12 protein-coding genes are annotated in these 16,391 nt (G+C 52.3%); 8 read left to right on the forward strand and 4 right to left on the reverse strand.

The window, feature by feature from the left end; genetic code table 11:
* The first annotated feature begins 1,005 nt into the window (after positions 1-1,005).
* The 5 genes from LZ463_RS17335 (at position 1,006) to LZ463_RS17355 (ending at position 10,050) form a co-directional block, all read left to right on the forward strand.
* Positions 1,006-3,762, forward strand: a complete 2,757-nt coding sequence (locus tag LZ463_RS17335) for a TonB-dependent receptor (RefSeq protein ID WP_241457070.1) — start codon at positions 1,006-1,008, stop codon at positions 3,760-3,762.
* A 161-nt stretch (positions 3,763-3,923) separates the two neighbouring features.
* Positions 3,924-5,438: a tryptophan halogenase family protein gene (locus tag LZ463_RS17340; protein WP_241457071.1), complete on the forward strand. Its 1,515-nt coding sequence runs from the start codon at positions 3,924-3,926 to the stop codon at positions 5,436-5,438.
* A 167-nt stretch (positions 5,439-5,605) separates the two neighbouring features.
* Positions 5,606-6,343, forward strand: coding sequence for a YoaK family protein (locus LZ463_RS17345; protein WP_241457072.1), 738 nt, complete (start codon positions 5,606-5,608; stop codon positions 6,341-6,343).
* A gap of 123 nt (positions 6,344-6,466) precedes the next feature.
* On the forward strand, positions 6,467-8,575 hold the full coding sequence (locus LZ463_RS17350) for a tetratricopeptide repeat protein (RefSeq protein WP_241457073.1): 2,109 nt from the start codon (positions 6,467-6,469) through the stop codon (positions 8,573-8,575).
* Positions 8,563-10,050 carry a M48 family metalloprotease gene (locus LZ463_RS17355; RefSeq protein WP_241457074.1) on the forward strand — a complete coding sequence of 496 codons (1,488 nt, stop codon included), beginning with the start codon at positions 8,563-8,565 and terminating at the stop codon, positions 10,048-10,050. Before LZ463_RS17350 ends, LZ463_RS17355 begins: the two co-directional genes overlap by 13 nt.
* Positions 10,051-10,077: 27 nt before the next feature.
* Here the strand turns inward: LZ463_RS17355 and LZ463_RS17360 are convergent, their stop codons facing one another.
* The 4 genes from LZ463_RS17360 to LZ463_RS17375 all read right to left on the reverse strand — a co-directional run bounded on the left by LZ463_RS17360 (position 10,078) and on the right by LZ463_RS17375 (position 14,275).
* Positions 10,078-10,737 (reverse strand): amino acid ABC transporter permease, encoded by a 660-nt coding sequence (locus LZ463_RS17360; protein ID WP_241457075.1) that lies wholly within the window; start codon positions 10,735-10,737, stop codon positions 10,078-10,080.
* A gap of 130 nt (positions 10,738-10,867) precedes the next feature.
* Positions 10,868-11,674: a cystine ABC transporter substrate-binding protein gene (locus LZ463_RS17365; protein ID WP_241457076.1), complete on the reverse strand. Its 807-nt coding sequence runs from the start codon at positions 11,672-11,674 to the stop codon at positions 10,868-10,870.
* A gap of 236 nt (positions 11,675-11,910) precedes the next feature.
* Positions 11,911-12,225: a hypothetical protein gene (locus LZ463_RS17370; protein WP_241457077.1), complete on the reverse strand. Its 315-nt coding sequence runs from the start codon at positions 12,223-12,225 to the stop codon at positions 11,911-11,913.
* A gap of 355 nt (positions 12,226-12,580) precedes the next feature.
* Positions 12,581-14,275 (reverse strand): peptide chain release factor 3, encoded by a 1,695-nt coding sequence (locus LZ463_RS17375; protein ID WP_241457078.1) that lies wholly within the window; start codon positions 14,273-14,275, stop codon positions 12,581-12,583.
* Between the two features lie 221 nt (positions 14,276-14,496).
* On the opposite strand from LZ463_RS17375, the gene LZ463_RS17380 reads away from it, so the two are divergent.
* The 3 genes from LZ463_RS17380 (at position 14,497) to LZ463_RS17390 (ending at position 16,384) form a co-directional block, all read left to right on the forward strand.
* A complete protein-coding gene (locus LZ463_RS17380; protein ID WP_241457079.1) occupies positions 14,497-14,847 on the forward strand; it encodes a hypothetical protein in 351 nt (116 codons plus the stop codon).
* 37 nt (positions 14,848-14,884) lie between these two features.
* On the forward strand, positions 14,885-15,226 hold the full coding sequence (locus LZ463_RS17385; protein ID WP_241457080.1) for a hypothetical protein: 342 nt from the start codon (positions 14,885-14,887) through the stop codon (positions 15,224-15,226).
* A gap of 144 nt (positions 15,227-15,370) precedes the next feature.
* Entirely contained in the window at positions 15,371-16,384 is a 1,014-nt protein-coding gene (locus tag LZ463_RS17390) for a S1/P1 nuclease (RefSeq protein WP_241457081.1), read from the forward strand.
* The last annotated feature ends 7 nt before the right edge of the window (positions 16,385-16,391 follow it).

Consider the following 16,391-nt stretch of genomic DNA (forward strand, 5'->3'; position numbering starts at 1 on the left):
TCCTATTCCTCGTTCTCTTTTGTTTTATTTAGGACTTACGCAAAATCGCCCCAGCTGCGTTGCAGCTCCTAGCCGTACTAAAGTACTGTCTTCGTCGCAGCGCCTTGCTGGGACAATTTTGCGTAAGTCCTATTATTAATGATTCTGTTTCTTGAATTAACGCTGCCCATTCACTGGCGACTATCTGCGCAGAATGACGTCATATACAATCAATACCAGTCACATACAAGTTGATGCAAACCCTGAAAATCACCTGAGGAACATGGGCATTGATTTTGAATTGGACTCACTTTAGTGTCCTCACAACTGGCTGTCAAGCGGTATCTATGTGGTATTAATAAAAGTCTGCAAAGAGAAAATCATCGGCAGGCTTTATGCTGAAATTTCGCCCATATCCAGGGAAAAGATTTACTTCAAATCATGACTGTTTTCTTACAACTGGTCTTAGGTAGACAAGTCCTGTCAAACACCACATTCTGACAGTTTCTGACGATATTCCAACCAACGGACTGCATGTCGCCAACTCCCCCAGCATGCGCGCTGCAGCCAATATTTCCGACCAGTAAAATCCAGAAAAAAGCGATCAAAAAGTTTTAATTTAAATCCACTTTAAAGCCACTTTTCTTAACATTCAAAACCTGTTTTAAAACCAGCTGTGGGTTTAAAACATCAGTCCACTTTTGTCATTGGCAAATTAAAAAAAATAATTTATCCAATAAAATCATATACATATGATGCACATAGTTATTCACATAGCAATCAATTAAACATCGCTTAGATACCACTTAGATACCGATTGACAACCTGTTTAGTCACCACTAAAGTGCTTCACATCCGGTGTGGTTGTTTCGAGTGGTAGTTAACTCAGAATGTATTTTGTTCTGCAGCGGGTTGTACCAAAAATACTCACTGTCTGCGACGTCAAGTGTGTAGGGTATGGGGGGAGGAAGCAATTTTTGTCATCAGTCATAAGTTGTTTACAGGTCTTAACCGAAGGAGAAATAAATGCAAAATAAATCAAGTCCTATAAGAAGTAATCTGACGCCGATGGCGTCTGCAGCCGCACTGCTGGTCATGAGTGTTGCCATGCAGGCCCAGGCGCAGGAAGCAGCCAAGCCGGCAGCGCCACAAGAGGTGGTCGTAACTGGTATTCGCGCGTCCCTGCAACAGTCCATGAATCAGAAGCGCAATGCGGATACCTTCGTTGAAGTGATCACTGCAGAAGACGTGGGCAAGATGCCTGATAAAAACGTCGCAGACTCTTTGCAGCGCGTACCTGGTGTCAGCGTTGCAGCAGCCGGCGGTGGCGAAGGCAGCTTTGGTGAAAATGACCGCGTTGCCTTGCGTGGCACACCATTTGGCCTGACCCTGACTACTTTGAATGGGCATTCCGTTTCCAGTGGCGACTGGTTTGCCGACAATATTATTGGCGGTGGCCGCAGCGTGAGTTTTTCCCTGTTCCCATCTGAATTGATTGGCCGTGTCACCGTCCACAAAGGTTCACAGGCTAACCTGCTCGATGGCGGTGCTGAAGGTGTGATCGATATCGAAACACGCAAACCCCTGGATTTCAAAAAGCAGTTCAATGGTCAGGTCAGCCTGGGTATGGTGAACTCTGCCAACTCCAGCAAGTCTGATCCGCAGATCAGTGGCCTGATCGCATGGAAAAATGATGCATCGACCATGGGCATCTTGGTACAGGGCTTTCATCAGAAACGTACTCTGAGCCGTGCCGGTCAGGAAAACCAGATCTGGTGGGACAAGGTTGACCCAGGTGCACCGATCGACATGGCCATCAAGGGTGCAAGCACGGCCAATACGGCAACCGCTTCACCATCTGGCGCATTGACCAGCTATCTCGGCGGTACTGCCTGGTTTGAGCAGCAACGTACCCGTCAGGGCGGTTTGATCGACTTCCAGTTCAAGCCATCGAAAGATGTCAGTATCGACGTAACGGCTTTCCAGTCTCACCTCGATGCACCTAACGTCAACCACAACTTCATGCAGTCACTGGGCCGTTTCGTTGGTCCATCCTGGGCAACGACAGGTTTCCCAAGCAGCGCTATTACAGGTACCTTGAGCCAGGCTGTCATTACCCAATTGACAGTAACCAATCCGGCAGGTTGCGTACCTTGCAGCGGCATGTCCAGCGCAGTGCAGGAAATCTTCTCCCGCCCTATCGCTGAGAGCCAGTCGCAGTTCTTCAATATTGACGGCTCTTTCCGCGTCAACGATGCGCTGACCTTGAGCGGCAAACTTGGCACGACCAAAGGCCTGGGCAATACCGTCAGCGGCGCGATGGGTATCTGGATGCCATGGACAGGTGGCAGCTACACCATCCAGGGCGTTGAGAAGCCAGTGATCTATGTAACGCCAGGTGCAGACAAGTTCTCCATCGGTGGTTTCAACAATGGCGCACCAGGCACACCTGGCGCACCTTACACCTATGGCTCACATGTCACTGCCAACGACAAGGAAGATTATGCGCAGATCGATGGCGTATATAAAACCGACATCGCCAGCATCCCTACCCTGCGCTTTGGCTTCCGCGCAGCGGAACACAAGCGTGATCTGAGCTCTATCGGCATCAATGCCTTGCCTGGCCTCAACAATGCAGCAAACCTGCCTATGTCTGGCCTGACCTCTTTCCCAAGCATCTTCAATGATCTGGGTGCAAATGGTGCTGGCTACTGGACGTTCTCGCAAGCTGCGGTCAATGGCTGGTTGTCTCAATACACCAACTATAGCGGCCACCTGCTGCAAAACGAGTTCACCATCAAGGAACCGACCCAGTCTGCTTATGTGATGGCTGATTTCGGCGGCGAAGGCTTCAGCGGTAACTTCGGCCTGCGCGTAGCCCGTACTGGCGAACAGGTCACCCGTAACGAGATTGGCCCATCCGGTACTTTCCAGCCACGCACTTATAACAACAACTATATCGACTTCCTGCCAAGCGCCAACTTCCGCCTGGACCTGAACAAGGATATGGTTGCTCGTTTTGGTGTGTCCCGCACAATGGCCCGTCCTGAACTGGGCCAGATGGCAGGCCTGGATCTGCGTGACGTACAGGGCACTGGTAATGGTGGTAACCCCAACCTGAAGCCTATCCGCGCCAACACGGTTGACCTGGGTGTGGAATGGTACTTCGCGCCGAAGTCCATGGTCTCCGCTGACATCTTCTACTCGGCACTGGATGGCTATGTCACTTATGGTGCAAGCACAGGTACGTTCTTTAACCAGATTCAAGGCAAGAACACCGTGTATGCAATGAGCACACCGATCAATACCCAGGCAGAAGTGAAAGGTCTGGAACTGTCTTACATCCAGGCATTGCCAGCTGGCTTTGGTATCAACGCCAACTACACTTACACGCTGGGTAAAGAAACAGGCCAGGCTCCTGGTTCCAAGTGCGGTGATTTGATTGCACCTGATTGTACTTTGATCGGCACATCCAAAAATGCCTATAACCTGGGTGTGTTCTATGAAGACAACAAGTTCAGTGCACGTCTGACATACAGCTACCGTTCCGGCTTCCTCAATGGTACCAGCCGTAACAGTGCTGCCTTCCAGAACGATATCGGCACCTTGTCTGCCACACTGGCTTACCAGTTCAGCGACAACTTCTCGATTTCCCTGGATGGCAAGGATCTCAACAATCCGCTGGTCAGCTCCACCTGGAAAACACCTGGTGCAGCCGACGTACCTGCATCCCTGTATAAAAACGGCCGCCAGATCTTCCTGACTTTGCATGGCAAGATCTAAGCTGTAGAGTAATTTAACAGCGGTAAATACGGGGAAGTGAATTCGGTGTTCTGCTTCCCCGGTTCTTAAGTGATGGTGCAAACTTGCCCCATCACTTTTTTTGCATCTGAACCCCTGTTGTCAGATATGCTTCTGATACTGCTATCTTTATGGCGAACGATATGACTACACAAGAATCCATCAAAAAAATCCTGGTTGTCGGCGGCGGCTCTGCCGGATGGATGGCAGCCCTGCTGATTGCTCATTCGGTCAAGAACAAGGGCATACAGGTTGCCGTCATTGAATCAGAGACCGTCGGTGTCATCGGCGTGGGAGAAGGTTCGACGCCGGTCATGAAACGATTCTTTGATACCCTGGACATACAGGAACACGAATGGATGCCGGAGTGCAATGCCACCTATAAAAGCGGCATTGCCTTTGATGGCTGGTCAACCAAACCCGGGCATGCAAGTTATTTCCACCCTTTTGTGACCATGGTCGACAACCTGACCTTGCCGCCCTTTATCGACAATGTCAAGGCACGCATGCATGGCGCTGATGTCTGCGCCCTGCCAAACAAATTCTTTCTGTCTGCGCAACTGGCTGAAGCATGCCTGGCGCCGATAGCGGACCATAACTTTCCGTTCTTCACCACTTATGGCTATCACTTTGATGCCATGCTACTGGGGAAATTCCTGCGCAAGAAGGCCTTGCAGGCTGGCATAGAGCACATCAGGGCCCATATCAATCACGCCCGCCTTGATGAGCAGGGCAATATTGCCGCCGTCGCACTGGCAGATGGCAATGAGCTGGCCGCAGATTTCTTTGTTGACTGCTCAGGCTTTTCTGCCCTGCTGATAGACAAGGCCTTGAAAACGCCATTTGTCAGCTATGCAGATAACCTGCTCAATGATGCTGCCATCGCCATGCCTACTGACATCGGCGAAAAGATTCCTACACTGACCGTATCCACCGCCATGAAACATGGCTGGGCCTGGAAAATCCCCTTGCAAAACCGCTATGGCAATGGTTATGTGTATAGTTCTGCCTTCACAACCGCAGATCGGGCAGAAACTGAATTACGCGAGAAAATCGGCATGCTCGATTCTGATACACCAGCACGCCATTTGAAGATGAAGCTGGGCCGGGTGGAAAAACACTGGAACAAGAACTGCCTGGCAGTCGGGCTGTCACAAGGCTTTCTGGAACCGCTGGAAGCCACGGCCTTGTACCTGACGCAGATGACGGCTGCCATATTCTGTCTGTTCCTGGAAAAAGGCGACCTGAGTGAGCAGGCACAGAAAATCTACAACCAGGAGATCAATGACTATTTTGATGGGCACAGGAACTACATCATCGCCCACTACAAAACCAACACCAGGACAGACACGGAATACTGGAAAGCCAATGCAGCCAACCTGCATGCCATACCGGATTCGCTCAAGCATATCTTTTCTGCATGGCTGGAAGGGCGCGACCTCGGTGACGAAATCCGCCGTCAGAAGATAGAGAAGTATTACCCTGTCGCCTCCTGGTATGCCTTGCTGGCGGGCATGGGGATATTCCCTGATGCAGAAAACAGGAGCGCAGGCAGGGAGGCTGATCAGCAACACCCGCTCGGCGACTTCATGCAGCGTTGTGCGCTCAACTTCCGCGACCATCGCAGCATGCTGGCGACCTATGCAAAAGCCGCCTGAAGCCGGGCGACAACCATGTAAGGGTCAAACAAACGGATAAGGTAGTAGAGGGTCTTATTGATAGCAATAAGACCATCCCTTGCGACTACCCTGGATAGAGCAAATCGCGCTACGCGTGTAATATCGATTACACTATGGAATATAGGTAAGAATTATATTTTCCAGACATGGCATTCCATTATCTGTCCGCACTGACCTCTCCCAAGCGCACGCCACAGGCGAATCGCCATCTTGGCGTTACTCTGGCGTGCGTGGCCGGTGCGCTCAATGCAGGCGGTTTTCTGGCCGTGGGCCAATATACCTCGCACATGACGGGCATGCTGTCATCTGCAGCCGATGATCTGGTGCTGGGGAAATTCCTGCCCGCCTTTGCAGCCTTGTTCATGTTGCTGGCTTTTGCCTGGGGTGCAGCCTGTACGGCGTTGATCGTCAATTACGCCAAGCGTAACCAGTTTCGCTATATCTACACACCTGTGCTGTTGCTGGAAGCCGTGCTCTTGCTGCTGTTCGGCCTGGTGGGCACAGAATTGCAGGAACATGCGGTGATTACCGTGTCGTTCACCACAGTCTTGCTCTGCTATGTGATGGGCCTGCAAAATGCCCTGATCACCAAGATATCCAATGCAGAAATCCGGACCACCCATGTCACCGGCCTGGTCACCGATATAGGTATAGAGCTGGGCAAGATGATTTACTGGAACAGGAACAGGGATGAATTCCATCCCCAGGGTGAAGTCAGCGCCAATGTTCATAAATTGCACCTGCATGGCCTGCTGGTCCTGGCTTTTTTCACGGGCGCCGTACTTGGCGCTTACGGTTTCAAGCACTTCGGCTTTGTTTCCACACTGCCGATTGCGACTGCCCTGGTTGTGCTGTCACTGGCGCCACGTTTGAAGAAACTCTGATTGCGCGACGGCATGCCTGCGGCCCAGCATTGAAATACCACCCTGGTATCCTTTTCTTTTGACAATAATGTCAATGAAAATGTACATTGCCAGATTACGCCCTTCAATTTGAATCGATCACGTATGCCGATCTCTGACCCAGCCAATCTGTTTCAACGCGTACCAGAATTGCGAGCTCTCAGCGATGATCCCAAAATCAGCCGCGCGATAGAATCTGGCGACCCCTTCAAGGTATATCGTGCGCTGGTGCTGGCACGTATATTCAGGCGCTTGCCTGAGCATATGCCCATATTACGGGAATTGACCAGGGAGCGGCGCTTGTTTGCCAGGCCCCTGAAAGGTACGCCCTCGCTGGGAACTTACAACTCGGTGGGTTTCGGTTTTGTTGGCGAATCCGAACGGGACAGTGATGGCAGTCACATCGCCCTGCATGCCTTTGTCGTCCTGTTTGCCATTCCCCTGATACCGATGGGATCTTACCTGGTCAAGAGTACGGGTGAACGTCAATGGCAGATCTATGCGCGCACTCCCCTGGGTATCATGGGATGGCTGTACACGCGCGGGCTGGCGCTGGCCCTGGTGATCATGGTATTGACAGGCGCTGCTCACAGTTATCATGCATCAAACAATCAGGACCTGACCGTATTGAATGGTTTTGCAGTGCCATTGACAGTCCGGTTCGATGACAAAATGGTGCAGGTGCCGGCACAGGGACGCAGCAAGCTGACCCTGCCCACCGGACAACTGCATGGTGTCGCCAGTGCAGACAAGGCTGGTGTCGTCGACAAGCTCGACATCGTACTGGAAAGCAGTGGTCGCACCAGTATCTGGAATGTAGCTGGCGCCTCCCCGCTGGTACAGAATACGGTCACCTATTACAAGGTAAAGCCAGTCAATCCCGAGGGTAATGAAAGCCAGACCGTGTATTGCGGAAAAACTTTCCTGGAGTTCGATGACATCAAATTCCTGTTCACCGATCCACCGCCAACCATGAGCATGGGCAAACATGACAGCATGATCAGTGTCAGGCAATTGGCTGTCGTCAGCCAGCCCGATACGCCAGGCGTGCAAAGCTGTATCAACTATGCCTTTGACCACAGTCAGGAAAAAGAGATGCTCAAGGCGCTCGAAGCCCTGGCTGCATTCAATGACTGGAATGAAGGTTATGCCAATGCCGCCATGTTTGCTGCAACCAATGTGTCGACAAAAGAAGCCTTACGGGTGGCGCAGAAGGCGCTGAAAGTCCATCCGGATAATATCAGCCTGGAAAGGACGATACAGGATCTGCGCGAGGATGCCGGCGAACATGCGAGCATGCTGACGGAATATGCAGCGCGCAAGGATCAGCACCCTGATTCGGCCAATGAGCAATATCTGTATGCCGCATTGTTGAGCGGGAATGAGGGCATATCGGTTCTCAAGTCCCTGGCGCAACGCTTCCCTGATAATAACAATATCCTGCGCAGCCTGGCTTGGCGCAGGGCGGCGCACGGTGATGCGGCAGGCGCCCTGCAGGATCTGGCCAGACTGCATAAGGTTGCGCCGGCCGACGCCAGCCATCTGCTGGACCTTGAAGCCAGACTGCTGGTAGCGCAGGGGCGAGCCAAAGAAGCACTGAAACTACTGGAAGCAAGCATGCCTGAACTTCAGAGCCACGCTTATGGCAGCAACGCGATTGCCTACTACCTGATCAGCAGGCAAACCGGTGGCGACGCAGAAAAATATCTGAAGACACTGCCTGCAGAACAAGGTACGGAAAGAACCCTGGACGTGTATCGCGCAAGGGCTGGCCTGCCCATACTGATACCGGCAGACGCCCGTATGCCTGTCGTCAGGCTATCGATGACCTTACGCAGCGACCCCGGACAGGCATTGACATTGTTACGGGATATCAGTCCGGCGACCTTGACCCAGGCATTGAGCATGGATCAGCTGGCCCTGCTTTATGGCGAAGCTGTCCGCGTCAACGACAAGATTGCACAGGGCCGTTTAAGAAGTCTGTTGCAGGTCAATAAAAATGACTTCACCTTGCTGGATCAATACCTGCGCGGCGACAATGTCAGTATCGACAATATCGATCTTAACCTTGACGTGCAAGCCTCCGCCCATTTGGTACGCTCACGCAATCAGCATCTCTCACCGCAAGAAAGAAGCGGCCTGAAACAATTGGCAGTCAAAACCGATGTCTGGCAAAGCAACATTACTACCGCGAGCAAGCAATGGCAAACCTGAGTTCATCGAAGAAGACAGAAAACAAGTCCGGCTCCAGGCCTGGCAACCTGACCCAGCGCGCTTTTCTGGTCGTGGCCTTGTGGCTGGGTTTCTGGATACTGGCCCTGGGCCTGGTTGCCGGCCTCGCCTGGATACCGCTGGCACAGATCAATCATCGTTCGACGATAGAATTTTCGGGCATTGTGGCGGGTATCGCGGCACTTACCCTGGCCTATACCCTGCGCCCCAGGCGCAAAGAGAAAAAATCGGGGGAATCAGTCAAACCCCTGTCGCGCGACACTGCCGCCCCTTTGTACGCCATGGTGGAACGTATAGGTAAAGAGCTTGGGGTAAGTGCCACCGTCAATATCCATTTGATAGGAGGGGCAACAGCCTTCATCAGCGGCAACAAGAACTGGCTGGGCAGGATCAAGTCCCTGGAGGTTGGCCTGGGTCTGCCTCTGCTCGGCACCTTATCCGAGGCCGAACTGGGATCAGTCATCGCGCATGAATATGGTCACTTTGTTGCCGGTGACTTGTCTTTGGGCCCATGGGTATACCGCACGCGCATTTCCATCGCCCGCACAGTCACTGATCTTGACGACTCCATGTTCTTTCTCGACATCCTGTTTCGCTGGTATGGCAAATGGTTTCTGCGCCTGTCGGCGGCAGTATCACGGGAGCAGGAATATGCAGCCGATGCAACGGCCGCCAAAAAATTTGGCCCGGTCGCCACCCGCAGCGCACTGGAAAAGGTACATCTGATTTCACCTTTGTGGTCCAGCTATCTGGACTATGAATTGGGGCCTGCCCTGAACCGTGGTGCCCGCATGCCTATTTTTGAGGGTTTTCGCCGTTTCTGCAAACCGGGCATACGCCGCGCAGAAATCCAGGAAGCCATCCATTATGCAGAGGCACACGAGAGTTCCGAGTATGACACTCATCCCAGCATGGAAGAGCGTGTCGCTGCTGTCGTGCCCGGCGCCAGACCAGGCATGCCGCCGCTGGCGCAATGCCTGCATTTACTTGGAGGCGAACAACAGACTGAAGACGCGTGGTACAGCCTGTTTGAAGTCGAACAACTGACTGTCAGCGACTGGGATAACTACGCGGCCGATGTCATGCAGGCCATCAACAAAAAACGCTTTGAAGGTAGCTGGATGGACCCCAAGGTACTGCCCTTGAGCGAACTGAAAAACCTTGCACTGGACCCTGATTCGCTATGGGACAGGTTGAGGCCGGAAGGCGTCAGCTTTTTATCCCGGCTGGGTAAGCGGCAGTATGTGCTTGAAATCATGGAAGCCTGGATCAGTGCTTGCCTGACACAGTATGGCTATAGAGCCAGCCTGATACCTGGCCAGGCTCTGGTCATGACCCGTGCCGACGGCAGCGTGCAACCGGCGACATTATTGCAGACAGCTTTGCTCGGTCATTCGAACCTTGATGACTTGAAGCGCATGGAGCAATCCCCCGGTACTTCAGCAGTAACAGCTTGAGCATTCCAGCCAGATTGGCTGCCTGACTCACACCTGATGTGCCTGTTGCAGGCGTTTTTCCAGCCGCCGCTGAACGACTTCAAAACACAGGCTCAATGCCCAGTAGACACCGGCTGCTGCGACATACAGCGGCAAAGGCCTGAAGCTGGTGGCGATCACTTCCTTGGTAGCCAGCATCAGTTCTGTGACAGTGATGACCGACACCAGCGAAGTATCCTTGATGAGGCTGATCAGGGTATTGCTCATCGATGGCACGGCAGTACGCATGGCTTGCGGCACCACGACATAGCGCAGGGTCTGGCCATAATTGAGGCCAAGGCTGGAACTGGCCGCCCACTGACCACGACTGATACCGACGATGGCGCCCCGTATGCTTTCTGACAGGTAAGCACCGGCGTTCAGGCTCAGCGCCAGTATGCCTGCAGACATTGCCGAGAACTCTATGCCTATGCTGGGCAGGCCGTAATAGATGACAAATATCTGCACCAGCAAGGGTGTGCCGCGTATCAGGCTGACGTATACGGCTGCCGGCACGCTGACCAGCTTGAATGGCAATATGCGCGCAACGGCCAGTACAAAGCCGAGCACAAGGCCACCAAACATGGCGCCAACCGCAAACAATAAGGTATAGCCAACCCCTTTCAACATGACCGGGGCAGCCATCTGCAGCAATTCCAGAATTTCCATGGCGATTTCAAAAAGAAATATCCCCGTACGTACGGGGATATGGTGCAGGTATCAAGTCTGATGATACCGCGAGTACAAGCTGCGAGGATGATTTCTGTAAAGGACTGTCTTATTTCATCCTGAGTTCGCTTCAGTTGGCAGACGGTGCTTTGCTGACGTCTTTGCCAAACCACTTGTTTGATACTTTGGCGAAGCTGCCATCCTTGATGATGTCGGCCAGTGCCGTATTCAGGGCTGCAGCAAACTTGGGATTACCCTTCTGGAAAGGGATGCCGTTCTTTGCCAGCTCGCCGATAGGTGCACCCGCCTTGACCGGCAGATTGGTGGCCTTGAGCAGATAGGCAACCATCAGGCTGTCGTTTAATGCAGCATCAACACGGCCTGCTGCCAGGTCTTGCAGATACTCTGGTGCGCCCGGATAGCTCTTGACTTCGATACCGGCCACGGCCTTGGCGCGCTCTTCATAATTGCTGCCCTGGCCTACGCCAAGTTTTTTGCCTTTCAGGTCTTCCAGGCTCTTGAACTCGCGCTTGTCGTCCTTCTTGACGATCAGCTGTGCGCTGGACACGGTGTAAGGATCAGAAAAATCAAAGGTTTCCTGGCGCTTGGCAGTCACGCCAACCTGGTTGACGATGACATCAAACTTGCCAGCGGATAAACCTGCCAGAATACCGCTCCACTCAGAGGTGACAAATTCAGGTTTGACACCAAGTTTGGCCGCCAGCAGCTTGGCGACATCAACGTCAAAACCAGCCAGCTCATTGGTCTTGGTATCTTTAAAGTTAAACGGCGGGTAGGTGCCTTCCAGGGCAATTTTCAGGGTACCGCGTGCCTTGACGGTATCGAGCAGGTCAGCAGCAGTTGCCGTCAGACTGGCGCCAGCCAGCACAATACCGGCGAACAATGCAGAGATCGTTTTTTTATTCGTGTTAGTCATTATTATTCCTGGATAAATGCCGGCCCGTTGGAAAGCAATGCAGGGCCAGATACGCAACATGCCGGAAAGCAATCACATCCGGCGACCTGTTAATGATATGGAGTCAGGGCTGGCTACTACAACGAAGTATTTCTTATTTGCATATAACAAGCACGCTCATATGCAAAAAACATGGAAGGGCCGCAGATAAAAAAACACGCTGCTGGTTACAGCAGCGTGTTCCGGTCTGTATAAACTCAGAATGAAGGCAAGTCTTTCAAATCATGCCCTGGCTGGTCAGCGCCGACTGTGCTCAAGCCATGCGCGCCGTCTGCGTACATGATGCCGACAACTTTGGGCCCCAGGAAAATGCCATTGTCATTGTGAAACTTGGGAATGACTTCATCACCGTTGGCGATCGTTTCAAGGACTGCAGCCACATCAGCTTCTTGCGGATCATCGACCATGGCAGGAGGCATGACCTGACCACCTTTGCTTTTTCCCCAGCGCACTTTGGCAATCCGTTCTCCACTATCGTCAAAACGAACGGCTTCAATAAAAAATAATGCCATGATCAAACTCCTCTTAAGTTACAGTGACAGAAAATAGGGAAGGGTGTTGAACTTGCCTGGTGGAATTAATTGGATCTGCTGATCTTGCCTGCACTACCGATACGACCTCTTGCGACGCTTGTTGCCTATTGACTTATTGACTATATGCTGCTTTTTCAGCCCGTTTCAAGGCTTATCTTGCACTTTCAATATGACATCTGTGTGTCATCATCTTGATTAAAAAAAGTAGCTTAAAACAGCATAGTAGCAAAAAATCATGAGTTTTCAAGAGCGGATTTACAATTGCCAAAAGCCAATAAAAAACGGCTGACAGAGTTTGACCTCTGTCAGCCGCTCCGTTGCATGCACTGATAGATCAGCTCAATTTCGCCGCATGTTCACGTGTGGCATGGAAAGTGACGCCAGGCCAGCGTTCTTGTGTCAGCTTGAGGTTCACGCCCGATGTCGCCAAGTAGGCCATATTGCCTGCCGCATCAAAAGCAATGTTGGCGCCGGCGCTGGAGCGCTCAAAGTCAGCCAGCATTTTTTTGTCGTCACAGGTAATCCAGCGGGCACTGCTGATGCTGGTGCCTTCAAACACGGCATCCACGCCGTATTCGTTTTTAAGACGGCTGGCCACGACTTCAAACTGCAGGACACCAACCGCACCCAGCACCAGATCACTGCTGACAACAGGTTTGAATACCTGTACCGCACCCTCTTCACCCAGTTGCTGCAAGCCTTTTTGCAGTTGCTTGATCTTCAGCGGGTTCAGGATACGTGCCGTGCGGAAAAAATCCGGCGCAAAATAAGGGATGCCAGTGAATTGCAGCAATTCACCTTCAGAGAAACTGTCGCCTATCTGCATATTGCCGTGATTGGGCAGACCGATGATGTCACCGGCATAAGCTTCTTCCACCTGTTCACGCGAAGACGCCATGAAGGTGACCACGGACGACACCTTGATGTCACGGTTCAGACGCAGATGCTTGAGTTTCATGCCACGTTCAAACCGGCCAGAGCACACGCGCAGGAAGGCGATGCGGTCCCGGTGAGCCGGGTCCATGTTGGCCTGTATCTTGAAAATAAAGCCTGAGAACGGTGTCTCTTTGGGTTCGACTGCCCGTACGGTGGCATCACGCTCACGGGGCGCCGGCGCCCAGTCCAGCAAAGCGTTCAGAATTTCACGCACACCAAAGTTGTTGATGGCAGAACCAAAGAACACCGGTGTCTGCACGCCGGCCAGAAAGTCTTCCAGACTGAATGGATGGGAAGCACCATGCACCAGCTCGACTTCCATCTTCAATTGTTCGATTTCCAGCGGGAACATCTCTACCAAACGGGGATTATCAATGCCCTTGATGACTTCAAATTCCTGGTCAGCACGTTCACTACCTGGCGTGAACAGCAAAATCTCGTCTTTCAGGATGTGATACACACCACGGAAAGTCTTGCCCATGCCTATGGGCCAGGTCACTGGTGCGCACTGTATCTTCAGCACCGATTCCAGTTCATCCAGCAATTCCAGCGGGTCGCGGGTTTCACGGTCCATCTTGTTGACGAAGGTGATGATGGGCGTATTGCGCATACGGCATACGTTGAGCAACTTGATGGTCTGTTCTTCCACACCCTTGGCGGCATCAATCACCATCAGGGCCGAGTCGACTGCCGTCAGCACGCGGTAGGTATCTTCAGAAAAGTCCTGGTGACCCGGCGTGTCGAGCAGGTTGACCACGTGGTCGCGATATTCAAACTGCATGACGGAAGAAGCCACCGAAATGCCGCGTTGCTTCTCGATTTCCATCCAGTCAGATGTCGCATGACGACCACTCTTGCGCGCCTTGACCGTACCGGCCAGCTGGATCGCGCCCGAGAACATCAGCAGTTTTTCCGTTAACGTGGTTTTACCCGCATCCGGATGGGAAATAATGCCAAAGGTGCGACGGCGCGCTACTTCGCGGCTGATCAGGTCTTTTGATGGTGCGCTGGACACACTTGAGGTACTGGACGTATCGGCGACATCTGCGGCTACGTCATTGACCGGTTCCTGGCTGTCGTCTGTTGTGTTCATGGTATTCATTGCAGATGCCGCAAAAATGGAAGAAAAACGTATAAGTTTAGCTGGTATTGAGGATGAAGTCGAATTCAGTCTTGTAGCACAGTAAAGAAGTGGCAGGTTTTATGCATGAATGGCAAAAAAAAAACCAGACCATAACCCTTGACCTTGCACTTTCCTGTATCAGTGCCATGATGTCAAAATACCCTGGTCATCTTCAGAATAAATGAGCATCCATGAAGAAAATTGCGCCAAGTGCAGTCATCCTGTTGTTAACTTGCCCTGCTCTGCCTGCATGGGCAGGTTCTGGCTATTATCTTGTCAGTATCTATGAAAACGAAGGAGAGAAGGCCGTCGACTTCAAATCCTGGTCTTCATTTGCCGACAAGCACCCAACCTCTACAGCACCTGAACTTGGCATCAGTTACATGCCCAACAAGACCTGGTATACCGAGGTGATAGCCAACTGGTTCAAACGCGGGGCAGATACACTGGCGACCAGTGCATGGACCTGGCAAAACGATTTTTTGCTCACCCACGGACAATACCCGGTCGACCTGGCCCTGCATACCAGCCTTAAATACTGATCGCAGCCGTGGCACAGACTTTGAGTTTGGTCCAGCCATGCAAACCGAGTTTGGCCGCCTGCAAGTCAATGCCAATGTCTTTTTTGAACGCACGTACCAGGTTACACCCCCGACCAGCACGCAGATGAAGTACCAGTGGCAGGGCAAATACCGCCTGCAGCCAGAATTTGAGCTGGGCTTGCAAGGCTTTGGCGAACTCGGTGACTGGGATCACTGGTCTGGTCTCAGCCGTCAGTCTCATCGCGCCGGCCCTGTCGTCTCAGGCAAATACCGGCTTGGTGGCAGCCAGTCCATCAGCTATGAAATCTCGTATGTGATGGGCAAGCTCAGCACCCGACATGCCCAGGTATTGAGCCTGCGCATGCAATACGCATTCTGAGCTGTACACAATCCCCCCGGTTTGCTATATCCTCGTCATCTTTGTTTGTTACCATGCTGGCTACCATTAATGGTAAGGCGCTCATTTCGCTTACCCCCGCTTGTACTTGTTTATTCATTTAAATATTCATTTAAAGACTTGACTATGAAAAAGTTAATAATTTCAGCCTTCATGCTGGCATTGGCCAGTTTGCCGCAACTCAGCTTTGCCTGGGGTGCGGATGGTCACCAGACTGTGGGCGCGATTGCCGACTCCCTGTTGGCGGGCAGCAAAGCCGGGGCCCAGGTCAAAGTCCTGCTCGGGGACAATACTCTGGAGAAAATGGCAGTCTGGGGCGATTGCGTCAAAGGCATAGCTCCAGAGAAAGATTTTGCCTATACCTCCGCTGGCCGCTACCCCGAGTGCACACCATTTGAAACGGCTGCAGGCATTGCTGCCATGGCAGACTATGTCAAACGCAACAACACCAACTGCAACCCCGGTCCAAACGAAGAAAACTGCCACAAGCAGTACCACTACGCTGACGTGGCCCTGCAACATGATCACTACAAAACCGGCTACGTCGGCACCAGCGATCACGATGTCGTCAACGCCATCCGCGCAGCCGTCCTGATGTTACAGGACAGGCCTCAGCCCAAGCCTTTCAATTTCAAGGACAAGCAAGAAGCACTGGCCTTGCTGACCCACTATGTCGGCGACCTGCACCAGCCTTTGCATGTAGGTTCGGTCTTTTTGAATGCTGACGGCAAGATCATCAACCCCGATGAAGGGGTCTATGATCATGGCAACAATACTGTCGGCGGCAATGCCCTGCAATGCCCTTGCGGTAATTTTCACTCCCTGTGGGATGACCTGCCACAGCAATTCAAGCGTGGCCGCATGAATGACGCACTGACCAAAAAAGCCAGGGCTGTCGTCGCCAGCAATGCGGCCATAGAAGAATTGCCAGTCCTGTGGGCAGATGATGCCATCCGCGATGCCAAATTGCTGTTTGCCGGCACACAATTCAGCAAAAGTACCCCGAACCAAAAAGGCAATAGCTGGTCTATAGCCTTACCGCTGGAATATGAAAAAACCATGCAAAACCTGAAAGAAGATGCACTGGCCCGTGCCGGCGCGCATCTGGCGCAGTTGCTCAAAACCATCTGGCCTGAATAAGCCGGCT

The organism is Undibacterium paludis, assembly GCF_022568815.1.
Taxonomy (GTDB): Bacteria; Pseudomonadota; Gammaproteobacteria; order Burkholderiales; family Burkholderiaceae_D; genus Undibacterium.